Source organism: Microcella daejeonensis (genome assembly GCF_026625045.1).
GTDB lineage: Bacteria > Actinomycetota > Actinomycetes > Actinomycetales > Microbacteriaceae > Microcella > Microcella daejeonensis.
In genome coordinates this window covers 2,653,037-2,678,111 of sequence record NZ_CP113089.1, presented here as the reverse complement: position 1 = coordinate 2,678,111, position 25,075 = coordinate 2,653,037, and the positions used below count along the sequence as shown (strand labels likewise).

24 protein-coding genes are annotated in these 25,075 nt (G+C 73.5%); 12 read left to right on the top strand and 12 right to left on the bottom strand.

What is annotated here, in order from left to right:
- Window positions 1-33 precede the first annotated feature (33 nt).
- Window positions 34-1,788 (bottom strand): DEAD/DEAH box helicase, encoded by a 1,755-nt coding sequence (locus OVN18_RS12890; protein ID WP_267781166.1) that lies wholly within the window; start codon window positions 1,786-1,788, stop codon window positions 34-36.
- Window positions 1,789-1,893: 105 nt separating this feature from the next.
- On the opposite strand from OVN18_RS12890, the gene OVN18_RS12885 reads away from it, so the two are divergent.
- Entirely contained in the window at window positions 1,894-2,226 is a 333-nt protein-coding gene (locus tag OVN18_RS12885) for an ArsR/SmtB family transcription factor (protein ID WP_267737433.1), read from the top strand.
- A 41-nt stretch (window positions 2,227-2,267) separates the two neighbouring features.
- A complete protein-coding gene (locus tag OVN18_RS12880; protein WP_267781164.1) occupies window positions 2,268-2,774 on the top strand; it encodes an SRPBCC family protein in 507 nt (168 codons plus the stop codon).
- Here the strand turns inward: OVN18_RS12880 and OVN18_RS12875 are convergent.
- Genes OVN18_RS12875 through OVN18_RS12865 form a run of 3 tightly spaced genes read right to left on the bottom strand, consistent with a single transcriptional unit; the run spans window position 2,771 to window position 4,894 of the window.
- A complete protein-coding gene (locus OVN18_RS12875; RefSeq protein WP_267781163.1) occupies window positions 2,771-4,048 on the bottom strand; it encodes an RNA polymerase sigma factor in 1,278 nt (425 codons plus the stop codon). The genes OVN18_RS12880 and OVN18_RS12875 overlap by 4 nt on opposite strands.
- Before the next feature lie 6 nt (window positions 4,049-4,054).
- Window positions 4,055-4,498, bottom strand: a complete 444-nt coding sequence (locus OVN18_RS12870; RefSeq protein ID WP_267781162.1) for a YciI family protein — start codon at window positions 4,496-4,498, stop codon at window positions 4,055-4,057.
- Window positions 4,499-4,534: 36 nt separating this feature from the next.
- Complete coding sequence (locus OVN18_RS12865; RefSeq protein ID WP_267781161.1) at window positions 4,535-4,894, bottom strand: hypothetical protein; 360 nt, start codon at window positions 4,892-4,894, stop codon at window positions 4,535-4,537.
- A 109-nt stretch (window positions 4,895-5,003) separates the two neighbouring features.
- Between OVN18_RS12865 and rlmN the strand changes: the two genes are divergently transcribed.
- Together rlmN and OVN18_RS12855 are read left to right on the top strand one after the other, a co-directional pair.
- On the top strand, window positions 5,004-6,230 hold the full coding sequence (rlmN, locus tag OVN18_RS12860) for a 23S rRNA (adenine(2503)-C(2))-methyltransferase RlmN (protein ID WP_267781160.1): 1,227 nt from the start codon (window positions 5,004-5,006) through the stop codon (window positions 6,228-6,230).
- Window positions 6,231-6,386: 156 nt separating this feature from the next.
- Complete coding sequence (locus tag OVN18_RS12855) at window positions 6,387-7,910, top strand: glyceraldehyde-3-phosphate dehydrogenase (RefSeq protein ID WP_267781159.1); 1,524 nt, start codon at window positions 6,387-6,389, stop codon at window positions 7,908-7,910.
- Here the strand turns inward: OVN18_RS12855 and OVN18_RS12850 are convergent.
- A complete protein-coding gene (locus tag OVN18_RS12850) occupies window positions 7,885-8,673 on the bottom strand; it encodes an EI24 domain-containing protein (RefSeq protein ID WP_267737426.1) in 789 nt (262 codons plus the stop codon). The genes OVN18_RS12855 and OVN18_RS12850 overlap by 26 nt on opposite strands.
- 102 nt (window positions 8,674-8,775) lie before the next feature.
- On the opposite strand from OVN18_RS12850, the gene OVN18_RS12845 reads away from it, so the two are divergent.
- Complete coding sequence (locus tag OVN18_RS12845; protein WP_267781158.1) at window positions 8,776-10,146, top strand: NAD-dependent succinate-semialdehyde dehydrogenase; 1,371 nt, start codon at window positions 8,776-8,778, stop codon at window positions 10,144-10,146.
- Here OVN18_RS12845 and OVN18_RS12840 read toward each other — a convergent pair.
- Window positions 10,143-11,318: a DUF1611 domain-containing protein gene (locus OVN18_RS12840; RefSeq protein ID WP_267781157.1), complete on the bottom strand. Its 1,176-nt coding sequence runs from the start codon at window positions 11,316-11,318 to the stop codon at window positions 10,143-10,145. The two genes, OVN18_RS12845 and OVN18_RS12840, sit on opposite strands and share 4 nt — an antisense overlap.
- A gap of 243 nt (window positions 11,319-11,561) precedes the next feature.
- Here OVN18_RS12840 and OVN18_RS12835 point away from each other — a divergent pair, with 243 nt between their 5' ends.
- On the top strand, window positions 11,562-13,355 hold the full coding sequence (locus OVN18_RS12835; protein WP_407666046.1) for a BCCT family transporter: 1,794 nt from the start codon (window positions 11,562-11,564) through the stop codon (window positions 13,353-13,355).
- 106 nt (window positions 13,356-13,461) lie between these two features.
- On the opposite strand, the gene OVN18_RS12830 is transcribed toward OVN18_RS12835, so the two are convergent.
- Together OVN18_RS12830 and OVN18_RS12825 are read right to left on the bottom strand one after the other, a co-directional pair.
- Window positions 13,462-14,862, bottom strand: a complete 1,401-nt coding sequence (locus OVN18_RS12830; RefSeq protein WP_267781155.1) for an FtsX-like permease family protein — start codon at window positions 14,860-14,862, stop codon at window positions 13,462-13,464.
- Window positions 14,859-15,701 carry an ABC transporter ATP-binding protein gene (locus OVN18_RS12825; RefSeq protein WP_267781154.1) on the bottom strand — a complete coding sequence of 281 codons (843 nt, stop codon included), beginning with the start codon at window positions 15,699-15,701 and terminating at the stop codon, window positions 14,859-14,861. The genes OVN18_RS12830 and OVN18_RS12825 overlap by 4 nt, the downstream gene beginning before the upstream one ends.
- 151 nt (window positions 15,702-15,852) lie before the next feature.
- Between OVN18_RS12825 and OVN18_RS12820 the strand changes: the two genes are divergently transcribed.
- The 3 genes from OVN18_RS12820 to OVN18_RS12810 are packed head-to-tail and all read left to right on the top strand — an operon-like array spanning window position 15,853 to window position 18,524.
- Complete coding sequence (locus tag OVN18_RS12820) at window positions 15,853-17,100, top strand: sensor histidine kinase (protein WP_267781153.1); 1,248 nt, start codon at window positions 15,853-15,855, stop codon at window positions 17,098-17,100.
- Window positions 17,097-17,789, top strand: a complete 693-nt coding sequence (locus OVN18_RS12815; protein ID WP_267737418.1) for a response regulator — start codon at window positions 17,097-17,099, stop codon at window positions 17,787-17,789. Before OVN18_RS12820 ends, OVN18_RS12815 begins: the two co-directional genes overlap by 4 nt.
- A 9-nt stretch (window positions 17,790-17,798) precedes the next feature.
- Entirely contained in the window at window positions 17,799-18,524 is a 726-nt protein-coding gene (locus OVN18_RS12810; protein WP_267781152.1) for a polyamine aminopropyltransferase, read from the top strand.
- 36 nt (window positions 18,525-18,560) lie between these two features.
- Here the strand turns inward: OVN18_RS12810 and OVN18_RS12805 are convergent, their stop codons facing one another.
- Both OVN18_RS12805 and OVN18_RS12800 read right to left on the bottom strand, forming a co-directional pair.
- A complete protein-coding gene (locus OVN18_RS12805; protein WP_267781151.1) occupies window positions 18,561-19,928 on the bottom strand; it encodes an FAD-binding oxidoreductase in 1,368 nt (455 codons plus the stop codon).
- Between the two features lie 46 nt (window positions 19,929-19,974).
- Entirely contained in the window at window positions 19,975-20,661 is a 687-nt protein-coding gene (locus OVN18_RS12800) for a hypothetical protein (RefSeq protein ID WP_267781150.1), read from the bottom strand.
- A 229-nt stretch (window positions 20,662-20,890) separates the two neighbouring features.
- On the opposite strand from OVN18_RS12800, the gene OVN18_RS12795 reads away from it, so the two are divergent.
- The 3 genes from OVN18_RS12795 to OVN18_RS12785 all read left to right on the top strand — a co-directional run bounded on the left by OVN18_RS12795 (window position 20,891) and on the right by OVN18_RS12785 (window position 23,625).
- Window positions 20,891-22,108, top strand: a complete 1,218-nt coding sequence (locus OVN18_RS12795; protein ID WP_267783054.1) for an NAD(P)/FAD-dependent oxidoreductase — start codon at window positions 20,891-20,893, stop codon at window positions 22,106-22,108.
- Between the two features lie 145 nt (window positions 22,109-22,253).
- Window positions 22,254-22,547 (top strand): Fe-S cluster assembly protein HesB, encoded by a 294-nt coding sequence (locus OVN18_RS12790; RefSeq protein WP_267781148.1) that lies wholly within the window; start codon window positions 22,254-22,256, stop codon window positions 22,545-22,547.
- A 124-nt stretch (window positions 22,548-22,671) separates the two neighbouring features.
- Entirely contained in the window at window positions 22,672-23,625 is a 954-nt protein-coding gene (locus OVN18_RS12785; protein ID WP_267781146.1) for an L-lactate dehydrogenase, read from the top strand.
- Window positions 23,626-23,667: 42 nt separating this feature from the next.
- On the opposite strand, the gene OVN18_RS12780 is transcribed toward OVN18_RS12785, so the two are convergent.
- On the bottom strand, window positions 23,668-24,054 hold the full coding sequence (locus OVN18_RS12780) for an RNA-binding S4 domain-containing protein (RefSeq protein ID WP_267781145.1): 387 nt from the start codon (window positions 24,052-24,054) through the stop codon (window positions 23,668-23,670).
- A 22-nt stretch (window positions 24,055-24,076) separates the two neighbouring features.
- Entirely contained in the window at window positions 24,077-25,054 is a 978-nt protein-coding gene (locus tag OVN18_RS12775; protein ID WP_267781144.1) for a DNA topoisomerase IB, read from the bottom strand.
- Window positions 25,055-25,075 lie beyond the last annotated feature (21 nt).

Sequence of the window (25,075 nt, the reverse complement as noted above, 5' to 3'; positions counted from 1 at the left end):
CGCGCGATGGATATCCGCCTGCCCGCAGCGCCGCTAGTAGCGCGGCTTGCGGGCCGGGCGGTCGTCGCCGTCGCGCGCGGGGCGCTTGCCGCGCGGGCCGCGGTCGAGCTGCAGCGAGATCAGCTGCCCGCTGATGCGGGTCGACTCGAGCTTGCGCATGGTCTCCGACGAGAGCGACGCCGGCAGCTCGACGATCGAGAAGTCCGGCATGATCTTGATCGCGCCGAAGTCGTCGCGGCTGAGGCCGCCCTCGTTGGCGAGCGCTCCCACGATCTGCCGGGGCTCGACGCGGTGGCGGCGGCCGACCTCGATGCGGTACGGCACCAGAGCCGACTGGCCCTCGCGGCTGCGGCGGGGCTGCCGCTCGCCGCGATCGTCGCCGGAACGGGCATCCCGCTCGGGGCGGTTCTCGCGCGGCGGGCGCAGGTCGTCCTTCGTGAGCAGCAGCGGGGTGCCGCCCTGCGAGACGACGGCGAGGGCCGCGGCCACGTCGGCCTCGGGAACGTCGTGGTGCTCGACGTAGTGGCCGATGACGTCGCGGAACACGCTCATGAGCTCGGCGTTCTGCAGCGCCTCGGTGATGGCGTCGTCGAAGCGGCTGAGGCGCGTGGCGTTGACGTCGTCGACGCTCGGAAGCTGCATCTGCGTGAGCGGCTGGCGGGTGGCCCGCTCGATGGCGTCGAGCAGGCGGCGCTCGCGCGGGGTGACGAAGCTGATCGCGTCGCCCGAGCGGCCGGCGCGGCCCGTGCGGCCGATGCGGTGCACGTACGACTCGGTGTCGATCGGGATGTCGTAGTTGATGACGTGGCTGATGCGCTCGACGTCGAGGCCGCGGGCGGCGACGTCGGTGGCGACGAGGATGTCGAGGGCGCCCGACTTGAGCTGCTCGACGGTGCGCTCGCGCTGCACCTGGGCGACGTCGCCGTTGATGGCCTGGGCCGAGTAGCCGCGAGCGCGCAGCTTCTCGGCGAGCGTCTCGGTCTCGTTCTTCGTGCGGACGAAGACGATCATGCCCTCGAAGTTCTCGACCTCGAGGATGCGCGTGAGGGCGTCGACCTTCTGCGGGTACGAGACCATCAGGTAGCGCTGGGTCGTGTTGACCGAGGTCGTGGTCTTGGTCTTGACCGTGATCTCGTCGGGGTCGTTGAGGTACTGCTTCGAGATGCGGCGGATCGCGGCGGGCATCGTCGCCGAGAACAGGGCGACCTGCTTGTCGTCGGGGGTGTCGGCGAGGATCGTCTCGACGTCCTCCGCGAAGCCCATCTTGAGCATCTCGTCGGCCTCGTCGAGCACGAGGTACTTGAGCTCGCTGAGGTCGAGGGTGCCCTTGTCGAGGTGGTCCATGATGCGACCGGGGGTGCCGACGACGATGTGCACGCCGCGGCGCAGGGCCGAGAGCTGCACGCCGTAGGCCTGGCCGCCGTAGACGGGCAGCACGTGCACGCCGCGCATGGCGGAGGCGTACTTCTCGAAGGCCTCGCAGACCTGCAGCGCGAGCTCGCGGGTGGGGGCGAGCACGAGGGCCTGCGGGGTCTTCTGCGCCAGGTCGAGCCGCGAGAGGATCGGCAGCGCGAAGGCGGCGGTCTTGCCGGTTCCGGTCTGGGCGAGCCCGACGACGTCGCGCCCGTTCAGCAGGGTCGGGATGGTCGCGGCCTGGATGGCGGAGGGGTGCTCGTAGCCGACCTCCTTGAGCGCCGTCATGACGTCGTCGCTCAGGCCCAGCTCGGCGAAGGTGATGGTGGGCGCGCTATCGGCCTCGGTGGTGGCGGTCGTCTCAGGAGGCGTCATGACCTTAACGGTACGCCCCGGGCGGGGTGCGTGCGTGCGCGGGCGAGGGAGCGGGCATCCCGAACCCCTTGTGCGGATGCTCGCCGCGCGCTAACGTGCAACCAAATGGTTGTACAAACAGAGGCCGACGAGGCCACCGACCGCCTGTTCCAGGCGCTCGCCGATGCCACCCGGCGCGACATCCTCGCCCGGGCGGCCGTCGACGAGCTCTCGGTCAGCGCCCTCGCGGCCGGCTACGCGATGAGCTTCGCGGCGGTGCAGAAGCACGTCGCCGTGCTCGTGCGCGCCGGCCTCGTCACGAAGCGGCGCCGCGGCAGGGAGCAGCTCGTGCACGTCGACCCCGAACCCCTCGAGCGCGCCCGTGCGCTGCTCGAGCAGTACGAGAGCCTCTGGCGGCACCGCGCCGCCGGCATGGAGCGGCTGCTGGCCGAGGGCTGAGCGGCGCAGCCCCGCCCGACGGCGGGGGAGAGGAGGCGGGGATGCCCGTCATCAGTTCCGAGATCGAGAAGGACGCCATGACGCTGGTGCTCACGGCCGAGTTCGACGCCCCGCCGACGCGGGTCTGGCAGCTCTGGGCCGACGCGCGGCAGCTCGAGCAGTGGTGGGGGCCTCCCGGCTGGCCCGCCTCGTTCCCCGATCACGAGCTCGCGGTCGGCGGCTACTCGCCGTACGCCATGACGGGGCCGGACGGCGCGACGAGCGCGGCCTGGATGCGCTTCACGCTCGTCGACGAACCGAGCGCGCTCGAGTTCGATGACGGGTTCCGCGGGGAGGACGGCGAACCCGACGGCTCCATGCCGGTCATGCACGGCCGGGTCGAGCTCGAGGCGGTCGACGGCGACCGCACCCGCATGGTCACGCGCATGCGCTTCGACTCGCTCGACGACATGGAGCGGATCCTCGGCATGGGCATGATCGAAGGGATGTCGAGCGCGATGGGGCAGATCGACGCCCTGCTGAGGGGGGATGCTCCGCCGAGGCCCTAGGCCCCCGCCGGGTCGAGCGCGCTCGCCTTGGCGAGCAGCACCGCCCGCTGCCGCTCGTTGCCCGCGCGCTCGGCGGCGAGCAGCAGCGCCGCGCGCGCCTCGTCGACGCGGCCGAGGCGGGTCAGCAGCTCGCCGCGCACGCCGGGCAGCAGCGCGGATCGCCCGAGCCGGGGGTCGCCGGCGAGCCCGTCCACGATGCGAAGGGCGGTCGCCGGGCCCTCGGACATCGACACGGCGACCGCGCGGTTGAGCTCGACGATCGGGCTCGGAGCGGCGCGGCCGAGCACCTCGTAGAGCAGCACGATCGCGGCCCAATCGGTGGCGGCGACGCTCGGGGCGACGGCGTGCTGCTCGGCGATGGCCGCCTGGAGCGCGTAGCCGCCGCGGGCGGTGCGCCGCGCGGCGGCCGCGGCGTCGGCCCGGGCGAGCGCGGTGCGTCCGCGGGCGATGGCGGCGGCATCCCATCGTCGGCGGTCCTGATCCTCGAGGAGGATGGCGCTGCCGTCCAGCGCCGTGCGGGCGGCGAAGCGCGAGCGCTGCAGCTCCATGAGGGCGAGCAGACCGTGCACCTCCGGCTCGCGGGGGAGCAGGGCGGCCAGCCGGCGCCCGAGCCGCAGCGCCTCGTCGGCGAGCTCGCGCTGCACCGTCGCGGTGCCGGTGGTCGGCGCGTAGCCCTCGGTGAAGACGAGGTACACGACCGCGAGCACGCCGCCGAGCCGCGTCGTCCACTCGCTCGGGTCGGGCACCTCGAAGGGGGCGCGCGCAGCGGTGAGCGCCTTCTTCGCCCGCACGATGCGCTGCTGCATGGTCGCGACGGGCACGAGGAACAGGCGGGCGAGCTGCTCGCTCGTGAGCCCCGCCACGAGCTTCAGCGTCAGCGCGGTCTGCGCCTCGACGGTCAGCACGGGGTGGCAGGCGAGGAAGACGAGCCGCAGCATCTCGTCGTCGATCGGGTCGAAGGGGTCGGCCGCCGACTCCTCGAGCTGCGCCGCCATGCCGCGGTAGCGCTCGTCGAGCGCGCTCCGGCGCCGCCAGCCGTCGATCGCGCGCCGCTTCGCCACCGCGGTGAGCCAGGCGCCGGGGTTCCTCGGCACCCCTTGCTCCGGCCACTGCCGCAGGGCGTCGACGAGCGCCTCCTGCGCGAGATCCTCGGCGAGGTCGACGTCGCGGGTCAGCGCGACGAGGCTCGCCACGAGGCGGGGCGACTCGATGCGCCAGACCGCCTCGACGGCGCGCCGCGCAGCCTGCGCCGCGGGCGCGCCGTCGTCGGGCATCCCGTCTCAGCCCTTCTCGGCCTGCTTGGCGGCGATCTCCTCCCGCCAGCCCTCCTCGGCCTGGATGTACTCGTTGTCCGCGAAGTCGGCGAAGTCGCTCTCGTCGGTGACGCGGCGCACCTCGAGGGCGTTGCCGGGGCCGAGGGGGCAGCGCTTCGCCCACTCGATGGCATCGGCCTGGGTCGGCACGTCGAGCATCCAGAAGCCGTTGAACAGCTCATGGGTCTCGCCGTAGGGGCCGTCGGTGACGACGCGCTCGTCGTTCTCGCCGAACGTCACCACGGCGCCCTGCGCGGCATCGCTCAGACCGTCGCCGCCGACCATCACGCCGGCCTCCATCATCGCGGCGTTGTAGGCGCCCATCTGGTTGATGACCGTCTCCATGTCAATGTCGGCGGCGGCCGCCTGCGCCTGGTCGGTGGTGCGCATGATGAGCATGTACGTGGGCATGATGTCTCCTTCACGGGGCGGGCGCGGGATGCGCCCTCATGATGACGTCGAACGGGATGCGGCGGGATCGACATCGGTCGCCGGATCGTCCGGTGCCGACGATCGGAGGAAGGACCGCGCGGCCTGCTCGGCCACGACCTCGACGTGGGCCACCGTCACGAACAGGTACTCGCGGACCACCCAGCAGATGAGGAGCAGCGTCGCCGACGAGAGCAGCGTCGCGAGGGGGAATCGGGAGGTGAGGACCGCCTCCAGGATCGGTCCGAGGGTCGCGATCACGACGGCGCATCGCCACAGGAGGTCGGCGGCGTTGGCGAGGCGGGCGGAGCGGAACTCGAGGGCGGTGATCCGCTCGGACGCCGGCGCGGGGAGGTCGGGCGCAGGGCTGTCGGTCACGGGCGGCTCCTTCGCTCACGGAGCGCGCGGCCCGCGCCCTGCGCCCACCCTATTGCTGAGCATCCCGCATCGAAAGGGGCGAGGGCCGCGGCCGCGTACCCTGGTGGGTATGGCACCTGAGCGCGGCATCCGCAACAACGGCACGACGGCGGTCGCCCGACCCCAGGTGCGGCCCGCCGCGGAGGGCTGGACCCAGAAGCTCGACGCCGAGGGGCGCCCCGCCCTGCAGTTCGCCTCGCCCAAGCGCGGCAAGCCGCCCGAGCACTGGGCCGACCTCACCGTCGAGAAGCGCGAGGCCAAGGTCGTCGAGCTGGGGCTGCCGAAGTTCCGCGCCAAGCAGGTCTCGACCCACTACTTCACGCACTACACCGCCGACCCCGCGCGCATGACCGACCTGCCCGCCGCCGTGCGCGACGAGCTCGCCGCCGGCCTGCTGCCGCCGCTGCTCACCGAGGTGCGCCGCCTGCAGACCGACAACGGCGACACCATCAAGTTCCTCTGGAAGCTGCACGACGGCGCCCTCGTCGAGAGCGTGCTCATGCGCTACCCGGGCCGCATCACGCTGTGCGTCTCGAGCCAGGCGGGCTGCGGCATGAACTGCCCCTTCTGCGCGACCGGCCAGGCGGGGCTCACCCGCAACATGTCGGCGGCCGAGATCGTCGACCAGGTCGTCGCCGCGAACCGCGCGCTCGCCGCGGGCGAGCTCGGCGGCCGCAAGAAGGGCGACGAGACCCCCGACCGCGTCAGCAACATCGTCTTCATGGGCATGGGCGAGCCGCTCGCCAACTACTCGCGGCTCATGAGCGCCGTGCGCACGATGGTCGCCCCGCAGCCCAACGGGCTCGGCATGAGCGCCCGCAACATCACCGTCTCGACGGTCGGGCTCGTGCCGGCGATCAAGAAGCTCGCCGACGAGGGCATCCCCGTGACCTTCGCGCTGAGCCTGCACGCCCCCGACGACACCCTGCGCGACGAGCTCATCCCCGTGAACTCGCGCTGGAAGGTCGATGAGGCGCTGGATGCCGCGCGCGAGTACTTCGAGAAGACCGGGCGCCGCGTGAGCATCGAGTACGCGCTCATCAAGGACATGAACGACCACGCCTGGCGGGCCGATCTGCTCGCGCAGAAGCTCAACGAGCGCGGGCGCGGCTGGGTGCACGTGAACCCCATCCCGCTCAACCCGACGCCCGGATCGATCTGGACGAGCTCGGAGCCCGCGGTCATGCGCGAGTTCGTGCGCCGCATCGACGACGCCGGGATCCCCACGACGCTGCGCGACACCCGCGGCAAGGAGATCGACGGCGCCTGCGGCCAGCTCGCTGCAGCCGACGACTGAGAGCACCCCCCCCTTTCGCGGACGGAAAGAACCGCGATTCTTGCCGTCCGCACCGCCTCCGGATCGCGGATCCGGTCGCAGGCCGCTCGGTAGGGTCGGAGCATCCCCGCCCCGATCGACGGCCGCCACCACCCCGAGCGGCCGGGAAGCGACACCATGGACGACGCCGTTCTCGACCACGCCCGCCAGTGGAACGCCCGCGAGATGCTCGCCGAGCAGCTCATCCCGGTGATCGGGCGGCTGTACCGGGAGCACGGGGTGGTGACGAGCATCCACGGGCGCCGACTCATCAACCAGTCGGCGATCGGCGTCATCAAGGCCCACCGTTACGCCGAGCACGTCACCGGCGCCGCGCTGCCGATGACGCGCACGCGCGAGGTGCTGGATGCCCTGCTCGAGCTCGCCCCCGGCCCCGCCTCGCTCGACATCGCGCGCCTCATCTCGGGTTTCGAGGAGCGCGGCGCCGACCGCACCCTCGAGCGGTTCCTGGAGGACGAGCTCGAGCCCGTGCGGCGCGACCCCGGCGCACGACCCGCGGGAACCGACGTCGTGCTGTACGGCTTCGGGCGCATCGGGCGACTGCTCGCGCGCATCCTCATCGCCCACGCCGGCGGCGGGGGAGGGCTGCGGCTGCGGGCGATCGTCGTGCGGCGCGGCGGAGCGGACGACCTGGTGAAGCGCGCGAGCCTGCTGCGCCGGGACTCGGTGCACGGGCCCTTCGACGGCACGATCAGCGTGGACGAGGAGGCGAGCGCGATCATCGCCAACGGCACGGTGATCCGCGTCATCTACGCCGACGATCCCGCCGCGATCGACTACACCGAGCACGGCATCCGCGACGCGATCGTCGTCGACAACACCGGTCGCTGGCGCGACGAGGCCGGGCTCTCGCAGCACCTGCGCTCGCCGGGCGTCGCCCGGGTACTGCTGACGGCTCCGGGCAAGGGCGCCATCCCGAACATCGTCCACGGCATCAACGAGCACGCGATCGGCGACGACGACCGCATCGTCTCGGCGGCCAGCTGCACGACGAACGCGGTCACGCCCGTGCTCAAGGTGCTTCACGACGCCTGGGGCATCCGCCACGGCCATGTCGAGACCGTGCACTCGTACACGAACGACCAGAACCTCATCGACAACTTCCACTCCGGCGATCGCCGAGGCCGCTCGGCGGCCCTCAACATGGTGATCACCGAGACCGGCGCCGCGAAGGCGGTGGCCAAGGCTCTGCCGGCGCTCGAGGGGCGTCTCACCGGCAACGCCATCCGCGTGCCGACGCCCGACGTCTCGATGGCGATCCTCAACGTCGCGCTCGAGCGCGAGACCACGCGTGACGAGGTCAACGAGCACCTGCGGCAGATGTCGCTGCACAGCGATCTGCGGCAGCAGATCGACTACATCGCGAGCCCCGAGGTCGTCTCGACCGACTTCATCGGTTCGCACCGCGCCGGCATCGTCGACGGCCTCGCGACGATCTGCACCGGCGCGAACCTCATCGTCTACGTCTGGTACGACAACGAGTACGGCTACAGCTCGCAGGTGATCCGGGTGCTGGAGACGATGTCGGGCTCGCACCCGCGGGTGGTCCCGGCGCGTCCGAGCGCCGACGGCGGGATGTCCGCCGCGGGCGCGCTCCGCTCCGAGCCCGCGCCGCTCAGCCCGGCGGGCGCGGTGCGCTGAGCTCGGCGCGCTCCAGCATCTGCCGCACGAGCAGCGTCGAGCCGACGACCGCGGCGGGCATCACGAGGATGGCACCGCCGGGGACGAGGAAGAACAGCTGCGTCATGATGCCGAAGCCGAGCTGGCGGGCGCGGTTGCCGCGGCGGAGCGCGCGCCGAGCATCCCCCACGATGCCCCGGCTCTCGAAGGGCCGGGTCGTGAGCTCGCGGCCGATCAGGTGCCCGGCGAGCACGGCGCCGAGGACGGGCGCCAGGATCGCGCCGACCGCGGGGATGAGCCCGGTCGCGAAGGTGAGCAGGGCGTAGAGGGCTCCGCGCAGCACGAGCAGCACGCTGCCGCCGGCCGAGCGCCAGAAGCCGATCGGGGCCTCCTCGAGCCCGCCGAGGTCGGTCTCGACGCGGCGCTGGATGCGCTCGTAGAAGGGGTCGCCGACGATGAGGGTCAGCGTGGTGAAGGTGTAGAAGGCGAGCACGGCGGCCGCGAGCACGACGAGGAACCCGGCGATCTCGCGCGCGGCCGTGCGGGCGGTCTCGCCCCACTCCGCGGCGAAGGGCGTGAGCCACGTGCCGATGGCGCCGGTGTTCATGGCGAGCAGGGTGATGAGCCCGCCCACGACGACGAGCACGATGAGCCCGGGCAGCATGCCGAGAGCCATGGCCCCCGGGCGGCGACGCCAGTACCCGAAGCCGCGCCACACCAGTGCCGCACCGCCGAGCAGCTCGCTGAGCGCTCCCCGAGGGGAGGGGGTCGGCGGCACGAGCATGGGTGCCACGCTACCGCCGCCCCGATACGCTGGCCCCAGGCCACCACCGTCGTGGGCTCCTTCGCCCGCGCCGATCCGCCCGACCCCACTTCGAGGAGCCCCATGAGCGACTACGCCGTCGTCAATCCCGCCACGGGGGAGACCGTCAAGACGTACTCCACCATCACCGACGCCGAGCTGCAGCAGGCCATCGCCTCCGCGCACGCCGCCCACCGCGGCTGGTCGCGCTCGAGCACCGTCGCCGACCGGGCGGCCATGATGCGCCGGGTCGCCGAGCTGCACACCGAGCGCCGCGAGGAGCTCGCCGCCATCATCGTGCGCGAGATGGGCAAGCCCCTCGAGTCGGCCCTCGGCGAGGTCGACTTCTCGGCGAGCATCTACGAGTACTACGCCGACAACGCCGAGCGGCTGCTCGCCGACACGCCCATCGAGCTGCTCGACGGCGAGGGCCGCGCCTTCGTGCGCCGCAGCTCGCTCGGCGTGCTGCTCGGCATCATGCCGTGGAACTTCCCGTACTACCAGGTGGCCCGCTTCGCCGGCCCGAACCTCATCGTCGGCAACACCATCCTGCTCAAGCACGCGCAGCAGTGCCCCGAGAGCGCGGCCGCGATGGAGCAGATGTTCCACGACGCCGGGTTCCCCGAGGGCGCCTACGTCAACATCTACGCCACCAACGACCAGATCTCGACGGTCATCGCCGACCCCCGCGTGCAGGGCGTCTCGCTCACGGGCTCCGAGCGCGCGGGCGCCGCCGTCGCCGAGCAGGCCGGCCGGCACCTGAAGAAGGTCGTGCTCGAGCTGGGCGGCAGCGACCCCTTCATCCTCCTCAGCACCGATGACATGGATGCCGCCGTCGAGCAGGCGGTCGCCGCGCGGGTGGACAACAGCGGGCAGGCCTGCAACGCCGGCAAGCGCTTCATCGTCGTCGACGGGCTGTACGACGAGTTCCTGGAGAAGTTCAGCGCCGCGCTCACCGCGGTGGAGCCCGCCGACCCGATGAGCCCCGACGCCGTCATCGGCCCCCTCTCGTCGACGCTCGCGGCCGACCGGCTCGAGGAGCAGGTCGAGCGGGCGCTCGCGCAGGGCGCGACGCTCGCCGCGGGCGGCGGGCGCGAGGGCAACTTCGTGAAGACCGCCGTGCTCACGGGCGTCACGCCCGACAACGACGCGTACCACGAGGAGTTCTTCGGCCCCGTCGCGCAGGTGTTCCGCGTCGCCGATGAGGATGCGGCGATCGAGCTCGCCAACGACACCCCCTACGGCCTCGGCTCCTACGTCTTCACGACCGACGAGGAGCAGGCGCTGCGCGTCGCCGACCGCATCGAGGCCGGCATGGTGTTCATCAACGCCGTCGGCGCGGAAGGCGCCGAGCTGCCGTTCGGCGGCATCAAGCGCTCCGGCTCGGGTCGCGAGCTCGGCACCTTCGGCATCGACGAGTTCGTCAACAAGAAGATGATCCGCGTCGGCTTCTAGCCGACGAGCGCGTCGTCCCCGCGCTGTGCCGTCGCGGCCAGCGCGGGGAACGCCGCGAGCACCATCGCGACGAGGCGCTCGCGCGGCCGCGTCAGGGGGTCGGTGGCCACGACCCCGTACGCGGCCTCGTACTCGTCGATGACGGCGCCGATCTCGGCATCGAGCATCCCCTCGTGGTTGACGGTGATGCCGATGACGCTCGTGTCGGCGAAGGCCTCGATGAGGGCGATCTCGCTGCCGACCGTCGGCATGGGCGACATCGGGAAGTCGCCGCGCACGAGGCGCGTCGGGGCGTGCTGCACGATGACGCCCTGCGGCTTGCTGCCGCGCAGGATGTGCGCCGAGGTGAGGTAGGCCGGGTGGCTGAGAGCGCCCTGGCCCTCGACGATGATCACGTCGGGGTCCTCCGCCTCGAAGGCGCGCACCACCTGGTGCTCCACCTCGCCCGAGCAGAACTGCGGTACGAGGGCGTCGAGGGCCACGCCGTACCGGCCGCCCTGGATGATCGTGGTCTGACCGGTGCCGACGAGCACGGCCCTGATGCCGACCGCGCGGAGGGCATCCACCAGCAGGATGGCGGTGGTGCGCTTGCCGATGGCGCCGTCGGTGCCGAGCACGGCGATGCGCGGGCAGGTCACGGCGTCGATGCGGCCCGAGTAGAGGTGCAGCTCGGCGGTCGGCTTCGGCCGGCGGATGTCGAGGATGGTGACGCCCGCGAGCAGCGCCGCGGCGGCGAACTCGACGTCGTCGGCGAGGAACTCGTGCAGCCCGTTGATGATGTGCATGCCGCGGGCGATGCCCTCGAGCAGCACGAGCCGCTGAGCGGGCGAGAGCAGTCCGTCGGCGGGGGCGACGCCGCAGATCAGGTAGTCGGGCACCGCGCCGTGGGCGGCGATGGCGGCGTCGAGATCGGTCACGATCGGGATGCCCGCCGCGGCCCCGTCGAGCACGTCACCGGCGTCGCGGCCGGCGAGCGTGCTGTCGATGACGCTCACGATCTCGTAGCGCTCGCTGCGGCGCACGAGGCCGTTGGCGGTCTTGCCGTCCTGCTCGCCGAACTGGCCCTCGCAGTAGACGACCGCCGTGACGGCGCGGTGCGGCAGCGGTGCGGGGCGCTCGGGGTGCGCGACCGCTCGGGGCGCGGAGGGGACGGGGCGGTTGATGCCGGGCACGGGAGTGCTCCTCTGATCGAGTCAGAGGAGGCGGACGAGAGTCTTCCCTGAGATTGCCCGGAGACGTTTCCCCGGTGGGCCGACCGTAGCAGGGGCGCCTGCGCGCCGGCCGGGCAGCGGGCCTCCGATCGCAGCGGAGTTGCGGCATGCGATGCCCTTCGCTATCGCGCGCGCGGTGTCACACGAGGCTCCGCGGGGCCTGGCCGGATCCCCTGGACGGCGCGAGAGGCCGACCTACGCTCGATGCACGTGACAGATCCGAAGACTACCTCCCGTGCCCCCGTCCAATGCTGGGTCTTCTGGCCCACCGCCGCGATCGTGCTCGTCTTCACGGCGCTCACCCTCATCGCCCCGGATGCCGCGGGCGAGGTGTTCGGCACCATCCAGTCGAGCATCATCGCCAACTTCAACTGGTACTACGTGCTCATCGCCGCGTTCTTCGTGGCCTTCGCCCTCTGGGCCGGATTCAGCCGCCACGGCCACCTGCGACTCGGTGACGACGATGACCAGCCGGAGTTCTCGCTGCTGTCGTGGTTCGCGCTGCTCTTCGCCGCCGGCATGGGCATCGGCCTGGTGTTCTGGGGGGTGAGCGAGCCGCTCAGCCACTTCGCGAATCCGCGCCCCGGCGTCACCGGCACCGACGTCGAGCTCGCGCAGCAGGCGATGTCGCAGACCTACCTGCACTGGGGCGTGCACGCCTGGGCCATCTACGTCGTGCTCGGCCTCGCGCTCGCCTACGCCATCCACCGCCGCAAGCGGCCGGTGTCGATCCGGTGGGCGCTCGAGCCCCTGCTCGGCAAGCGCGTGCGCGGCGGCTGGGGCAACGCGATCGACGTCGCCGCTCTCGTCGGCACGATCTTCGGCGTCGCGACCTCGCTCGGCCTCGGCGTGCTGCAGATCGGCGCGGGGCTCGAGGAGGCGGGCATCATGCCGGCGAGCGACCTGTCGACGATCATCATCATCGGCGTCATCACGCTCGCGGTTCTCGGCTCGGTGCTCTCGGGCGTCAACCGCGGCATGAAGTGGCTCTCGGTCACGAACCTCGCCCTCGCCGGCGCGCTCGTGCTGTTCCTCATCATCGTCGGGCCGACCCAGTTCCTGCTGCGCGAGTTCGTGCAGTCGATCGGCACCTACCTGCAGAACTTCCTCGGCCTGAGCTTCACCGTGAGCGCGTTCTCCGGCGTCGAGGGCGAGGCCTGGCAGGCCGCGTGGACGAGCTTCTACTGGGGCTGGTGGATCTCGTGGGCCCCGTTCGTGGCGATCTTCATCGCGCGCATCTCGAAGGGCCGCACCGTGCGCGAGTTCGTCTTCGGCGTCATGCTCGTGCCCACGATCGTCACCTTCCTCTGGTTCTCGGTGCTCGGCGGCAGCGCCCTGCACCGCGAGCTGTTCGGCGGCGGGGGCCTCGTCGGCCCCGACGGCTCGGTCGACACTGAGGCGGCGCTGTTCGGCCTGCTCGGCGACCTGCCCGGTGGCCTGCTGCTCACGATCGGCGCCATCCTGCTCATCGGCATCTTCTTCGTCACCAGCTCCGACTCCGGTGCCCTCGTGATGGCGATGATCGCCAGCGGCGGCCAGGTCGACCCGGCCAAGCGCCTGCGCGTCTTCTTCGTGTTCGTCACGGCCCTGCTCGCCATCGCGCTCATCCTCGCCGGCGGTCTCGGCGCGCTGCAGACGGCCGCGATCATCATCGCGCTGCCGTTCTCGGTCGTGATGCTGGCGGCCTGCTGGGCCACGGTGATCGCCTTCCAGCGCGAGGCGCGCGCCTACGACCGCGCCCGACGGGCGGCGTTCGTCGACCACATCGGCGAGTACTACGGCCTCGAGGTGGATGCGCCCGCCGAGCGCGACCCCCGCGGTCTGCTCAGCGGCCTGCGCCGTCGATTCACCCGGGACCGCCGTCAGACGGATGCCGCTCTCGCGGCGCCCGCGGGCGCGAGCCCCGACCTCACGTCGACGCTCGAGCCCGAACCGGCCGCCGAGCAGAAGCAGCTCACCGAGCTGCCGGAGCCCGCGGCGGGCCAGCTCGCCCGCTGAGCCCGGCGCACCCATGACGACGCCCCGACCCGCTGATCGCGGGTCGGGGCGTCGTCGTTCACCGGCAGGCAGGGCCGCTTCCCGGCAGGGCCGCGGGCCGTGCCGGTCACGCGCGCGCGAACGCCCTCGCCGGGGAGTCGGCGAGCACGAAGCGCCCGGGGGAGGCGCTCGCCACGAGACCGAGGGCGATCGTCGCGACGAGGAGCCCGACCACGAGGGCCGGCGGGATCACCAGCGGCACGATCCCCCCGTCGAGCGCGGAGGCGAGCACGCTCTGGGCGCCGACCCAGCCGAGCGCCGCCCCGAGCAGCAGGCCGGCGACGGCCGCGCTCGTGCAGACGACCGCGGTCTCGACGAGGATCGCGCGCACGGCATCCCGACGGCTCTGCCCGAGAACGCGACCCGTCGCGATCTCGCGCGCCCTCAGCCGGGTGGTGAGGGCCACCGTCGTCGTCAGCCCGATGGCCGAGATGAGGGCGATCACCGAGACGAGCGCGCCGACCACGGCGAGGATGCCGGTGAGGATCTCGGCGACCTCCGCCTCATCGCCGGTGCCGTAGTACTTGTCGATGATGGACGCCTCGAAGATCGCCGTGCCGGTCGCGAACATCGCGACCACGGCCGTGCTCAGCACGACGCCGAGTGAGGCCCGAGCGGCGCGCACCGGGGTCTGCGCGAGGCTGCGCCGCGCTGCACCGCCGGATCCGCCGCGCGGCAGGAGGCGGGTGAGCAGACGGAACAGGTGCGGCAGGATCCCCCCGATGCTCATGATGACGCCGATGACGAGCAGCACCCCGCCGAGGAGGCCGACGAGGACGGCGAGGGGGGTGAGGGCCCCGAGCACGCCGGTCACCGCCAGCAGGAGGGCGCCGGCGCTGAGCAGGATGACGGAGGGCGCGGTGATGCGCACGCGCTCATCGCCGGTCGCTCCGGACTCGTGCGTCGCCGCGGCGCCGAGCGCGAGCACCGGCTGCGCGGCGAGCACCCCTCGCGAGCCGCGCCACGCCGCGATCGCCGTCGTGGCGGCGACCGCCATGGCCGGCACGATCGCGAGGGGGTAGAGCACGTCGATCGGTCCCGCCTCCGCCAGCAGACCCTCGCCGTCCGCGCCCCGGCCGATGGCGAGCATGCCGAAACCCGCGAGCACCGCGAGGGCCGCTCCCGCTGCCGCGCCGGCGGCTCCCATGACGGCGCCCTGACGGGCGATGCGGCGGCGCTCCTGCTCGGCCGAGGCGCCGAGCAGCCGTCGCAGGGCGATCTCGCGCACCCGGGAGGCGGTGACGAGCGTGAACGCGCTCGAGATCGTGGTCGACCCGACGACGACCGCGACGACGATGAAGGCCACCGCGAGCACGGAGAGCACGAAGACCGTGGCGGCGTTGTCGCCGAACCCGGTGGTGAGGATGCCCGCCGAGATGAGGCTCGTGGTGATGAGCAGCAGCACGCCGTAGAAGGCGCTGAGCACGACCACGGTCATCGCCGCGATCAGACCGGCGCGGCCGGTCATCGCTCGACCGCCGTCGCGCCGATGTCGGCGAAACCGGAGCCGCCGGCGGTCGCCGTGCTGCCGAGCATGACCGCGGCGAGCTGCGCGGCGCTGCGGGCACCGGTGTCGCTCACGATGCGGCCGTCGCGCAGGGCGACGACGCGGCCGGCGTGACTCGCGGCGACCGGATCATGGGTGACCATGACGATGCCGCAGTCGCTCTCGGTCACGAGCTCCGAGAGCAGGGCGAGCACCTCGCCGCTCGTGCGCATGTCGAGGTTGCCGGTCGGCTCGTCCGCGAAGACGACCGCGGGCCGGTGGGCGAGCGCGCGGGCGATGGCGACCCGCTGCTGCTGGCCGCCCGACAGCTCGCCGGGCCGCCGGTCGAGCAGGGGCGCGATGCCCAGGCGGGCGACGAGCTGCTGCTCCCACGCCCGATCGTTCCGCCGCACCCGGCGGCCGAGGGTCTCGGGCAGGCGGATGTTCTCGAGCGCCGTGAGGGCCGGCATGAGGTTGAACGACTGGAAGACGAAGCCGGTGCGCTCGTGCCGCAGCGCCGCGAGGCGCGTGTCGTCGAGCCCGTCGAGCGCGACGCCGTCGAGCTCGACGGAGCCGACGGTGGGGGAGTCGAGGCCGGCGAGCAGGTGCATGAGGGTGGTCTTGCCCGACCCGCTCGGTCCGATCACGGCCGAGAGCACGCCGCGCTCGAACGAGACGGTGACGCCCTCGACGGCGTGCACGACGCTCGATCCGGTGCCGAACATGCGGGAGACGCCGAGAGTGCGGGCGACGGGGACGCGACGGGAGGGCGCGGGGGCGGGGGCCGGGGAGGCCGCTGCGGAGGAGGTGTGGAGGTTCATGCCGACGACGCTAGGAGCGCGCAGCATCCCGCAGCATCGGCCGCGAGGGCTGAGGCGACCGCCGTCGGTGCCGCCCTCCCGGCACGCGAGTACCGCTCGACCGGTACGCGCGGTGGATGCCCCCGCCGCGCCTCTTCGCCAGACTGGGCTCATGACCCCCGACGAGCGGCACCGCCGCACGCAGCGCCTCGTCGTCGACGGGCTCGCCGCTCTGCTGCTGCTCGGGGTGCTAGGAGTCTCGGGACCCTTGGGGTTAGGCGACCCCTCGTCGAGCCCTCTCGCGGGCGTCGCGGCGGTGCTCGGCGCGCTGCTGCTCGGGGTCGGCGTCACCGTGCGCCGGGTGCTGCCTGCCGCAGCCCTCGGTCTCGCCTGGGCCTCGACCCTCGTGCACATGGCGGGCCTGCTCGACGCCTCCGTGCTGCAGCTCGGGCTGCTGCTCGTGCTCTACGGCGCCGCGCGCTACGGCTCGCGCCCCGTGCTGCTGCTGAGCGGCCTCTCGGTCGGAGCCGGCGCCCTCCTCGCCATCGCCTACCTGCTGCTCATCGGATCCTGGGTCGTCTCGGGAGTGCGATCGCAGGCGCCGTCGACGGCGGTCGTGCAGCTGCTCATCACGACCGTCGTGCTCGTCGTCGTGCTCGCCGTGCCGTGGCTGCTCGGGCTGCTCGGGCGCACGGCGGCGACCGCGAAGGAGACGCGGCTGCGGCAGGCCGAGGCCGAGCGCGAGGCGCGGCGCTCGCAGCAGATCGCCGACCTCAGCGCCCAGCGCACGGCGCTCGCCCGCGACGTGCACGACATCGTCGGCCATTCGCTCGCCGTCATCATCGCCCAGGCCGAGTCGGTGCGGTTCCTCTACGAGCGCGAGCCCGACGCGGTGCTCGCCGCGGTCGACACGATCGCCGGGACCGCCCGCCGCTCGCTCACCGATGTGCGCCGGGTGCTCGAGCGCACGACCGACCTCGACGCCCCCGAGGCGACCGCATCGATGACCCTCGACGACCTCGACCGTCTCATCGACGACGTCGCCGCCGCGCGCCCCGCTCTCGTGCGGGGCGAGCACGGGCCGCGCCGCGCGCTCCCCGCCGACGCCGCCGGCGTCGCCTACCGCGTGACGCAGGAGCTGCTCACCAACGCGCTCAAGCACGGCGACCGCTCCGGCGAGCTGCGGCTCGACCGCTACTGGACGGCGGAGGCGCTCGTCATCGTCGTGCGCAACGCCGTGGCGACCGGGGCGCCGGCGCAGGAGGCCGGCTCCGCCTCCGGCTCGGGCGGCCAGGGGGTGCCCGGCATGCGATCCCGGCTCGCCGAGGTGGGCGGGTCGCTCGAGATGGAGCTGGTGGAGGGGACGATGACGGGGCGGGCGAGCATCCCGCTGCCGGTGTCGACGGAGGGAGCGGCATGAGCGAGCCGATCAGGGTCGTGCTCGTCGACGACCAGCCGCTGTTCCGGGCGGGGGTCGCGGCGGCGATCGACGCCCAGCCCGACATGACGGTCGTCGGGCAGGCGGGGAACGGGGTCGAGGCGCTCGCGCTGCTCGACGGCCTCGCCGCCGACATCGTGCTCATGGACGTGCGGATGCCCGAGATGAGCGGCGTCGAGGCGACCCGGCGCCTGTTCAGCCCCGAGCGGGCCGCCGACCGCCGCTCGCCGCTGAGGGTCATCGTGCTCACGACCTTCGCCCTCGACGAGCAGGCGCGGGCGGCCATCCAGTACGGCGCGAGCGGGTTCCTGCTGAAGGACACGAGCCCCGAGTTCCTCTGCTCGGCCGTGCGCGCGGTGCACGGGGGCAGCCCCGTGCTCGCCGCCGGCGACCTCAGCGCCCTGCTGACGGCGGCCTCCGCCGCGCCCGAGGCGCCCGCCTCGATGGCGACCCTCACCGAGCGCGAGCGCGCGGTCTTCGACGCGGCGGCCACGGGCCTGAGCAACGCCGAGATCGGCACGGCGCTGTTCCTCAGCGAGTCGACCGTCAAGACGCACCTCAGCAGCGTGCTCGCCAAGCTCGGGCTGCGCGACCGCGTGCAGCTCGTCGTCTTCGCCCACCGCCACGGGCTCGCCGCCGATGCCGAGGGCGGGCGCCCCGCCGCGACCTAGGCTGGCCTGATGCACCGCTTCGAAGAGCTGGCCTGGGTCGACACCGCCATGGGCGAGCTGACGCTGCGCCGCCGCCACGAGCCCTCCGTCGACGCCGAGGTCTACGAGGTGAAGCTCGGCGAGGAGTACCTCATGTCGAGCCTCTTCACCGTCGCCGAGGAGGAGCTCAGCCGGCTCGGTCTCGCGGCCCTCGCGCCCGACGCCCGCGACCTCGACGTCATCGTCGGCGGTCTCGGGCTCGGCTACACCGCGATCGCCGCCCTCCGCGACGAGCGCGTGCGCTCCATGGCGGTGGTGGATGCCCTGCCCGCCGTCATCGACTGGCACCGGGCCCGGCTGCTACCGGTCTCCCCGCGCCTCGTCGACGACCCGCGCACGCGCCTCGTGCACGCCGACTTCTTCGCCCTCGTGCGCGGCGAGCCCGGAGCGCACGACGAGCTCCCCGCCCGCGCCCACGCCATCCTGCTCGACGTCGACCACACGCCGAGCTTCCCGCTCGACCGCAGCCACGCCGACCTCTACACGGTCGAGGGCCTGCGGCGCATGGCGCGCCACCTGCACCCGGACGGGGTCTTCGCCCTGTGGAGCGACGACGAGCCCGACGAGGCATTCCTCGCCGTGCTGGGGGCGGTGTTCGCGCACGTCGAGGGGCACGTCGTGCCGTTCGACAACCCGGTGACGGGCGGCGTCTCGACGAACGGCGTGTACGTCGCGCGCGACGTGCTGCCGCGCTGAGCCCGCACGATCGCGGCGCGGGCCCGCGGGCGGGGGCTACAGCACCTTGCCCGGGTTCATGATGCCGAGCGGATCGAAGACGGCCTTGATGCGCCGCTGCAGCTCGAGCTGCGGCTCGCCGAGCTCGTCGCCGAGCCAGCGCCGCTTGAGCGTGCCGATGCCGTGCTCGCCGGTGAGGGTGCCGCCGAGCTCGAGGGCGGCGGCGAAGATCTCGCCCGCGGCCGTCCAGACCCGCTCGGGGACCGTGTCGCCGGTGTAGATGATGTTGGGGTGCAGATTGCCGTCGCCGGCGTGCGCCACCGAGGGGATGAGCAGCGCGTGACGCTCGCCGATGCGCTCGATCGCGGCCACTATGGCGGGCAGCTGCGATCGCGGCACGCAGACGTCCTCGATGAGCACCTCGCCCTGGGCCGCCATGGCCGGGTGGAAGGCGCCGCGCACGGCGAGCATCCCCTCGCCCTCGTGCCGATCGCGCGCGATCGAGGCCTCGCCGCCGTGCGCGCGCACGATGCCGAGCACCGCCTCGGCCTCGCGGGCCGCCGCGCTGCCGTCGGTCTGCACGATGAGCGAGGCGCTGCCCTCGGCGACGGCGGGCAGCCCGAGGTGCGCGCGGATGAGTCGCAGCGCGAGGGGGTCGATGAGCTCCATCGCGGCCGGGCGCAGTCCCGCCGCCGTGATCGCGGACGATGCCTCCGCCGCCGACACGACGCTCGGGAACGTCGCGGCGATCGTCGCCGGCTCGCCCTCGGGCAGCGGCAGCAGGCGCAGCGTCGCCTCGACGACGATGCCGAGGGTGCCCTCGCTGCCGATCATGAGCGCCGTGAGGTCGAGGCCGGTGACGCCCTTGACGGTGCGGTGCCCCAGTTCGAGCAGGGTGCCGTCGGCGAGCACGACCGTCAGGCCCAGCACGGCCTCGCGGGTGACGCCGTACTTCGCGCAGAGCAGCCCGCCGGCGTTCGTCGCGATCGTGCCGCCGATCGAGCAGATCGCCCGACTCGCGGGGTCGGGCGCGTAGAACAGCCCGTGCGGGGCGACGGCGGCTCCGAGGTCGGCGACGATCACCCCGGGTTCGACGACGGCGAGCTGGTCGGCGGGCTCGATGGCGATGATGCGGGTCATGCGCGCCGTGCTGATGACGAGCTCGCCGCCGCGCGCGATGGCGCCGCCGGTGAGCCCGGTGCCGGCGCCGCGGGGCACGACGGGCAGCCGGTGCGCGCTCGCGATGCGCAGCGCGGCCTGCACGTCGGCGGCCGAGCGCGCGTGCACGACGGCGAGCGGGGCCGACTCCGAGCGCTGGCCCGAGTAGTCGCCGCGGGCCGCGTCGAGATCGCTCGCCTCGGTCGAGAGCGCATCCCCGAGAGCGCGGCGCAGGGCGTCGAGGGCGGGATGCTCGGCGGCGGTCACCCTGCGAGCCTACGGTCGGGCGGGCCGGGAGCGCCCCGGGTCGCTCTCAGCGCCGGCGCGTGCGGTCGGTGAGCCAGAACAGGCCGGAGACCATGACGAAGGTCGCCGCGATGAGCAGCGGCGTGACGGAGATGCCGCCGATCGGCTCGGAGGGCATCCCGGGCGGCACCACGGGGCCGACCAGCAGCAGCCGCAGCCAGCCGAGCGCGATGCCGAGCGCGGCGACGGCGAAGCCGAGGGCGAGCCCGACGACGGTGATGCCGCGGTCGTCGCCGGAGGCGATGCGGGTCACCCTCACCCTCGTCCAGGCCACGGCGGCCCCGATCGCGACGACGAAGGCCGCCGTGAAGGGGTCGAGCAGGGCGGCCGGCAGGCTCTCGTTGCCGATGGTCAGTCGGCCGACGAGGGCGACGCTCGCCGCGATGATCGCCGCGATCACGACCCAGCGGAACCGCTCGGCGATCGCCCGCCAGCGCAGCGCGTGGAGGATGATCGGGGCGGCCGCGAACCAGAGCACCGGGGCGAGGTCGACGAAGAGCAGCAGCAGCTGGCCCGGGCGGTCGAACGAGGTCTCGGCCGCGCCCAGCTGGTAGGCGAGCCCGACGACGACGGTCGCGACGAGGGCGGCGAGCAGCAGCGTCTGGCGCACGCTCGCCGAGCGGGTCGTCCAGCCGTGCGCGTAGCCCGCCGTCTCGGGGGTCTGCCGCTCGGTCGGCGTCGCATCGTCGCTCACAGCCGCGATGCTACGCCGCGCCGCTGGATCTCGCGCGACAACCCTGCAGGGGTGCGCACTGCCCGATCAAGCGACCAGGGTTGCCGCCCCCGCGGCTGTGCCCGCGCTGTACGGCCCGGCGCGTCCCGGCGCCGCCCCGCCTAGGGTCGGGCGCATGCTCCCCGCCCCCGACGACGCTGCCGTGACCGCCCCCGATCCCGATCCCGGCTCGAGCGGCGTCGCCTCCTCGATGATCGCCCACCAGGTCGTCGTCATCGGCGGCGGTAACGCCGGCCTCTCGGTCGCCGGGCGCCTGCGCCGGTGGGGAGTCCGCGACGTCGTCGTCATCGAGCCGAGCGACGAGCACCGCTACCAGCCGATGTTCTCCCACATCGCGGGCGCCACGGCCGTCGCCGCCGATGCGGTGCGCGCGCAGGCGCGGGTGATGCCGCGCGGCGTCGGCGGCATCCGCGACGAGGTCGTGTCGGTGAACCCGGGGGCGCGCACGGTCGCGCTCGCCTCGGGCGGCACGATCGGGTACCAGCAGCTCATCGTGTGCCCGGGCATCCAGCGCCGATGGGATGCCGTGCCGGGGCTCGCCGAGGCGATCGCCGCCCCCGAGGTCGCCTCGAACTACGAGCTCGAGCTCGCGGTGAAGGCCGCGCCGCTGCTGTCGGAGCTGCACTCGGGCACCGTCGTCTTCACCCAGCCGCCCGGCCCCGCCTCCTGCGCCGGCGCGGCGCAGAAGCCCATGTACCTCGCCTGCGACGCCTGGCGCCGCGCGGGCGTGCTCGACGAGATCCGGGTCGTGCTCGTGCTGCCCGACCCGACGATGTTCGGCATCCCCGCGATCGACCGCGAGCTCGAGCGGAACGTCGCCGAGTACGGCATCGAGGTGCGCTTCTCCTCCGAGCTGCGCGGCGTCGACGCGGCCGCGCGCACGGTCGCGATCGGCCCCGTCTCCGCCCCGGGGCGGGATGCCGCTGCCGGCCCCGTCGAGAGCCTCGAGTACGACGTGCTGCACGTCGTGCCGCCACAGTCCGCTCCGAGCTGGATCGCCGAGAGCGGCCTCGCCGCCGCCGACGACCCCGGCGGCTTCATCGAGGTCGACCCGCGCACGCTGCAGCACCCGCGGCATCCCGAGGTGTGGGGGCTCGGCGACGCCGCCGCCACCCGCAACTCGAAGTCGGGCGGCGCGCTGCGGCCGCAGGCGACGGCGCTCGCGCGCAACATCGTCGACGCGCTGCGCGGCTCCCCGCCGACGGCGCAGTACGACGGCTACTCGGTGTGCCCCTTCACGGTCTCGCGCGGCACGCTCGTCTTCGCCGAGTTCGACGAGTCGATGCGGCAGAAGCCGACCATCCCGTTCTGGCCGGGCCTCGCGCGCGAGCGGCGCTCGACCTGGTTCGTCGACCGTCACGTGCTGCCGCGGGTGTACTGGCGGCTCATCCTGCAGGGGCGCGCCTGACCGGCGGGCGGCCCGCGAGCGGTGGACCGCAGGTGTGAGGAGCCTCCGAGTACCCGGGGTGCGGCTTGCGGTCGAGCGCGAGGCACGGAATCGTGGCGGGCTTCCGTAACGACCGCGAACGACCGCACCAGGAAGGAGCATCCCCATGCTCACACTGACGCCGACCGCCAGCACCGTCATCGAGAACCTCGTCGCCCGCGAGGGCGTTCCGCAGACCGCCGGGCTGCGCATCGACTCCGGCAGCCCCGAGAGCATGGAGTTCGCCGTGGCCGTGGCCCCGGAGCCCCTGCCCGGCGACCAGATCGTCGAGGAGGGCGCCGCCCGCGTGTTCCTCGAGCCGAACGCCTCGGCCGCGCTCGACGACAAGGTGCTCGACGCCCAGGTCAGCGAGGAGGGCGCCGTGCGTTTCGCCATCGGCGAGCAGGCGCCTGAGGCCTAGACCCGCCCGTCACGACGGCCGCTCCGCTCCGCGCGGGGCGGCCGTCGTCGTCCGTCCACCACCCGCTGCGCGCGCGGGGCGCCGCGGTCTGGACACGCCGCCGCCCAGCCGCCATGCTCGCGCCATGACCGTCATCGAGAACTCCCGCCTCGCCATCATCGGGGCGGGCGCCGTCGGCTCCTCGCTCGCCTACGCCGCGCTGATCCGGGGCTCGGCGCGCGAGGTCGTGCTCTACGACATCGACGCGGCCCGCGCCGACGCCGAGGTGCTCGACCTCGCGCACGGCACGCCCTTCACCGGGGCATCCCGCATCACCGGCGGGGGCGATCTCGACGCGATCGAGGGGGCGAGCATGGTCGTCATCACAGCCGGGGCGAAGCAGAAGCCGGGGCAGAGCCGGCTCGACCTCGCCGCCACGAACGTCGGGATCCTGCGCGAGCTCATGCCGCGCCTCGTCGAGCGCGCCCCGAACGCCGTGCACCTGCTCGTCACCAACCCCTGCGACGTGCTCGCCGTCGCCGCGCAGCGCTTCAGCGGGCTCGACCCCTCGCGGGTGTTCTCCAGCGGCACCGTCCTCGACTCCAGCCGGCTGCGCTGGCGGCTCGCCGAGCGGCTGGGCGTCTCGCCGACGAGCGTGCACGCGATGATCGTCGGCGAGCACGGCGACAGCGAGTTCGCGCTGTGGTCGCAGTCGCGCATCGGGCCGGTGCCGGTGCGCGAGTGGGTCGATGCGCAGGGCGACCGCATCGAGGAGGCGGAGCTCGAGCAGCTCGCCGAGGAGGTCAAGAACGCCGCCTACGCCATCATCGCGGGCAAGGGCGCGACCAATTACGCGATCGGGCTCTCCGGCGCGCGCATCGTCGAGGCCGTGCTGCGCGACGAGAAGGCCGTGCTGCCGGTGAGCTCGGTGCTCCAGGGCTACCACGGTGTCGACGGCGTCGCGCTGTCGGTGCCGAGCGTCGTCGACTCGAGCGGCATCGCGCGGGTCATCGACGTGCCGTTCTCCGAGGGCGAGCAGCGGGCCTTCGAGCGCAGCGCCGAGGCCGTGCGCCGCACGATCGGCACGCTCGGGCTCTGAGGGCCGGTCGCGCGCCGGCCGGATGCGGCGGCGGGCCCGGGCTCAGTCCTCGCGCCCGCGCAGGCGCTCGATGAGCCGCCGGTCGCGCTTGGTGGGCCGGCCGGCGCCGCGCTCGCGCTCGACGCGGGCCGGTCGCTCCTCCCGCGGCGGCGGCGGGGGAGTGCGGTCGATGTAGTTCTGCGCCGCGAGCGGGGCGCTCGTGCGCTTGGTGATGATGCCCGCGACTTCGACGGTGCGCTCGCCCCCGGGCGTGTACGCGCGCACCGTGTCGCCCGCGCGCACCGTCTGGGAGGGCTTCGCGGCGGCGCCGTTCACCTTGACGTGGCCCGCCTTGCAGGCGGCGGTCGCCGCCAAGCGCGTCGCGTACAGCCGGATCGCCCACACCCAGGCGTCGACCCGGGCGCTCGTGGGGGCGGCGGCCGGGGTCATGCCCCCAGAGTAGGCCGAGCCGTCAGGAGAGCAGCTCGGCGAGTGCGGCGTCGCTGACGCCCGAGCGGCCGAGCGCCGCCGTGCGCCCCCGGCGGTAGCGCTCGATCACGCGCGGATCGATGTACGAGCTGCGCGCGACGGCGGGGGTGTTGCGCAGGCGCTCGGCCACGGCGACGACGGCCTCGCGGATGACGCGATCCTGATTCCGGATGCCCGCGACGGGCCCGGTGCGCGCGAGGTGCTCGGCGGCCGTCCGCGAGCCGATCAGCGTGCGCAGATCCTTGGGCGTCACGGTGCACGTGCTCGCCTCGGCGAGGTACGCGGCGAGGGCCCGCGATGACGTGCGCCGGGGATCCCCCGCGTCGTCGACCCATTCGGTGACGCGCTCGATGCGCGCCCCCGAGTCCGCGCGCTGGGCGCGCGCGGATCTCAGGGCCGCGGCGAGATCCTCGTCCGCCAGCTCCGCCTGCCAGCGCACGCCCGACTTCGCCGGGAAGTCGAACCGGGTGCCGCTCGCGCCGATCGTCACGTGCTGCCAGCCGAGCGTGAGCGCTCCGATGGTGCCGCGCTCGAGCGCGTAGCGCTCCTCGCCCACCCGCATGCCGAGGGCGTCGATGAGGCGGGCGGCGATGGCGAGCGCGCGCGCCTCGGGGTCGCCGCCGCGCAGGTCGCGCGTGACCCGGGCGCGCAGGGGGCCCGTGCACCCGGCGAGCTCGCGCACGCGCGCGTACTTGCGGCGGTCGGCCCGCGCCGACCAGGCCTCGTGGTAGCGGTACTGGCGCCGACCGTCGGCGTCGAGCCCCGTCGCCTGCACGTGGCCGCGCTCCTCGGGGCAGATCCACACCTCCGTCCACGCCGGCGGGATCGCGAGGGCGGCGATGCGCGCGCGCACCTCGGCGTCGGCGATCACGGCGCCGCGGGCGTCGCGGTAGCTGAAGCCCTTCCCGGCGCGTCGACGGGTGATGCCGGGGGAGTCGGGGGAGGAGCGGAGCAGGCGCATCCGATCAGCATGCCGGTCGAA

Bases quoted from the DNA above. Each gene is read 5' to 3' on its own strand.
- OVN18_RS12780 (WP_267781145.1), bottom strand. From the start codon at position 24,054: ATGACCCCGGCCGCCGCCCCCACGAGCGCCCGGGTCGACGCCTGGGTG.
- OVN18_RS12790 (WP_267781148.1), top strand. From the start codon at position 22,254: ATGCTCACACTGACGCCGACCGCCAGCACCGTCATCGAGAACCTCGTC.
- OVN18_RS12850 (WP_267737426.1), bottom strand. From the start codon at position 8,673: ATGCTCGTGCCGCCGACCCCCTCCCCTCGGGGAGCGCTCAGCGAGCTG.
- OVN18_RS12885 (WP_267737433.1), top strand. From the start codon at position 1,894: ATGGTTGTACAAACAGAGGCCGACGAGGCCACCGACCGCCTGTTCCAG.
- OVN18_RS12825 (WP_267781154.1), bottom strand. From the start codon at position 15,701: ATGAACCTCCACACCTCCTCCGCAGCGGCCTCCCCGGCCCCCGCCCCC.
- OVN18_RS12815 (WP_267737418.1), top strand. From the start codon at position 17,097: ATGAGCGAGCCGATCAGGGTCGTGCTCGTCGACGACCAGCCGCTGTTC.
- OVN18_RS12775 (WP_267781144.1), bottom strand. From the start codon at position 25,054: ATGCGCCTGCTCCGCTCCTCCCCCGACTCCCCCGGCATCACCCGTCGA.
- OVN18_RS12810 (WP_267781152.1), top strand. From the start codon at position 17,799: ATGCACCGCTTCGAAGAGCTGGCCTGGGTCGACACCGCCATGGGCGAG.
- OVN18_RS12855 (WP_267781159.1), top strand. From the start codon at position 6,387: ATGGACGACGCCGTTCTCGACCACGCCCGCCAGTGGAACGCCCGCGAG.
- OVN18_RS12845 (WP_267781158.1), top strand. From the start codon at position 8,776: ATGAGCGACTACGCCGTCGTCAATCCCGCCACGGGGGAGACCGTCAAG.
- OVN18_RS12890 (WP_267781166.1), bottom strand. From the start codon at position 1,788: ATGACGCCTCCTGAGACGACCGCCACCACCGAGGCCGATAGCGCGCCC.
- OVN18_RS12820 (WP_267781153.1), top strand. From the start codon at position 15,853: ATGACCCCCGACGAGCGGCACCGCCGCACGCAGCGCCTCGTCGTCGAC.
- rlmN (WP_267781160.1), top strand. From the start codon at position 5,004: ATGGCACCTGAGCGCGGCATCCGCAACAACGGCACGACGGCGGTCGCC.
- OVN18_RS12880 (WP_267781164.1), top strand. From the start codon at position 2,268: ATGCCCGTCATCAGTTCCGAGATCGAGAAGGACGCCATGACGCTGGTG.
- OVN18_RS12875 (WP_267781163.1), bottom strand. From the start codon at position 4,048: ATGCCCGACGACGGCGCGCCCGCGGCGCAGGCTGCGCGGCGCGCCGTC.
- OVN18_RS12785 (WP_267781146.1), top strand. From the start codon at position 22,672: ATGACCGTCATCGAGAACTCCCGCCTCGCCATCATCGGGGCGGGCGCC.
- OVN18_RS12835 (WP_407666046.1), top strand. From the start codon at position 11,562: ATGCACGTGACAGATCCGAAGACTACCTCCCGTGCCCCCGTCCAATGC.
- OVN18_RS12795 (WP_267783054.1), top strand. From the start codon at position 20,891: ATGATCGCCCACCAGGTCGTCGTCATCGGCGGCGGTAACGCCGGCCTC.
- OVN18_RS12870 (WP_267781162.1), bottom strand. From the start codon at position 4,498: ATGCCCACGTACATGCTCATCATGCGCACCACCGACCAGGCGCAGGCG.
- OVN18_RS12830 (WP_267781155.1), bottom strand. From the start codon at position 14,862: ATGACCGGCCGCGCCGGTCTGATCGCGGCGATGACCGTGGTCGTGCTC.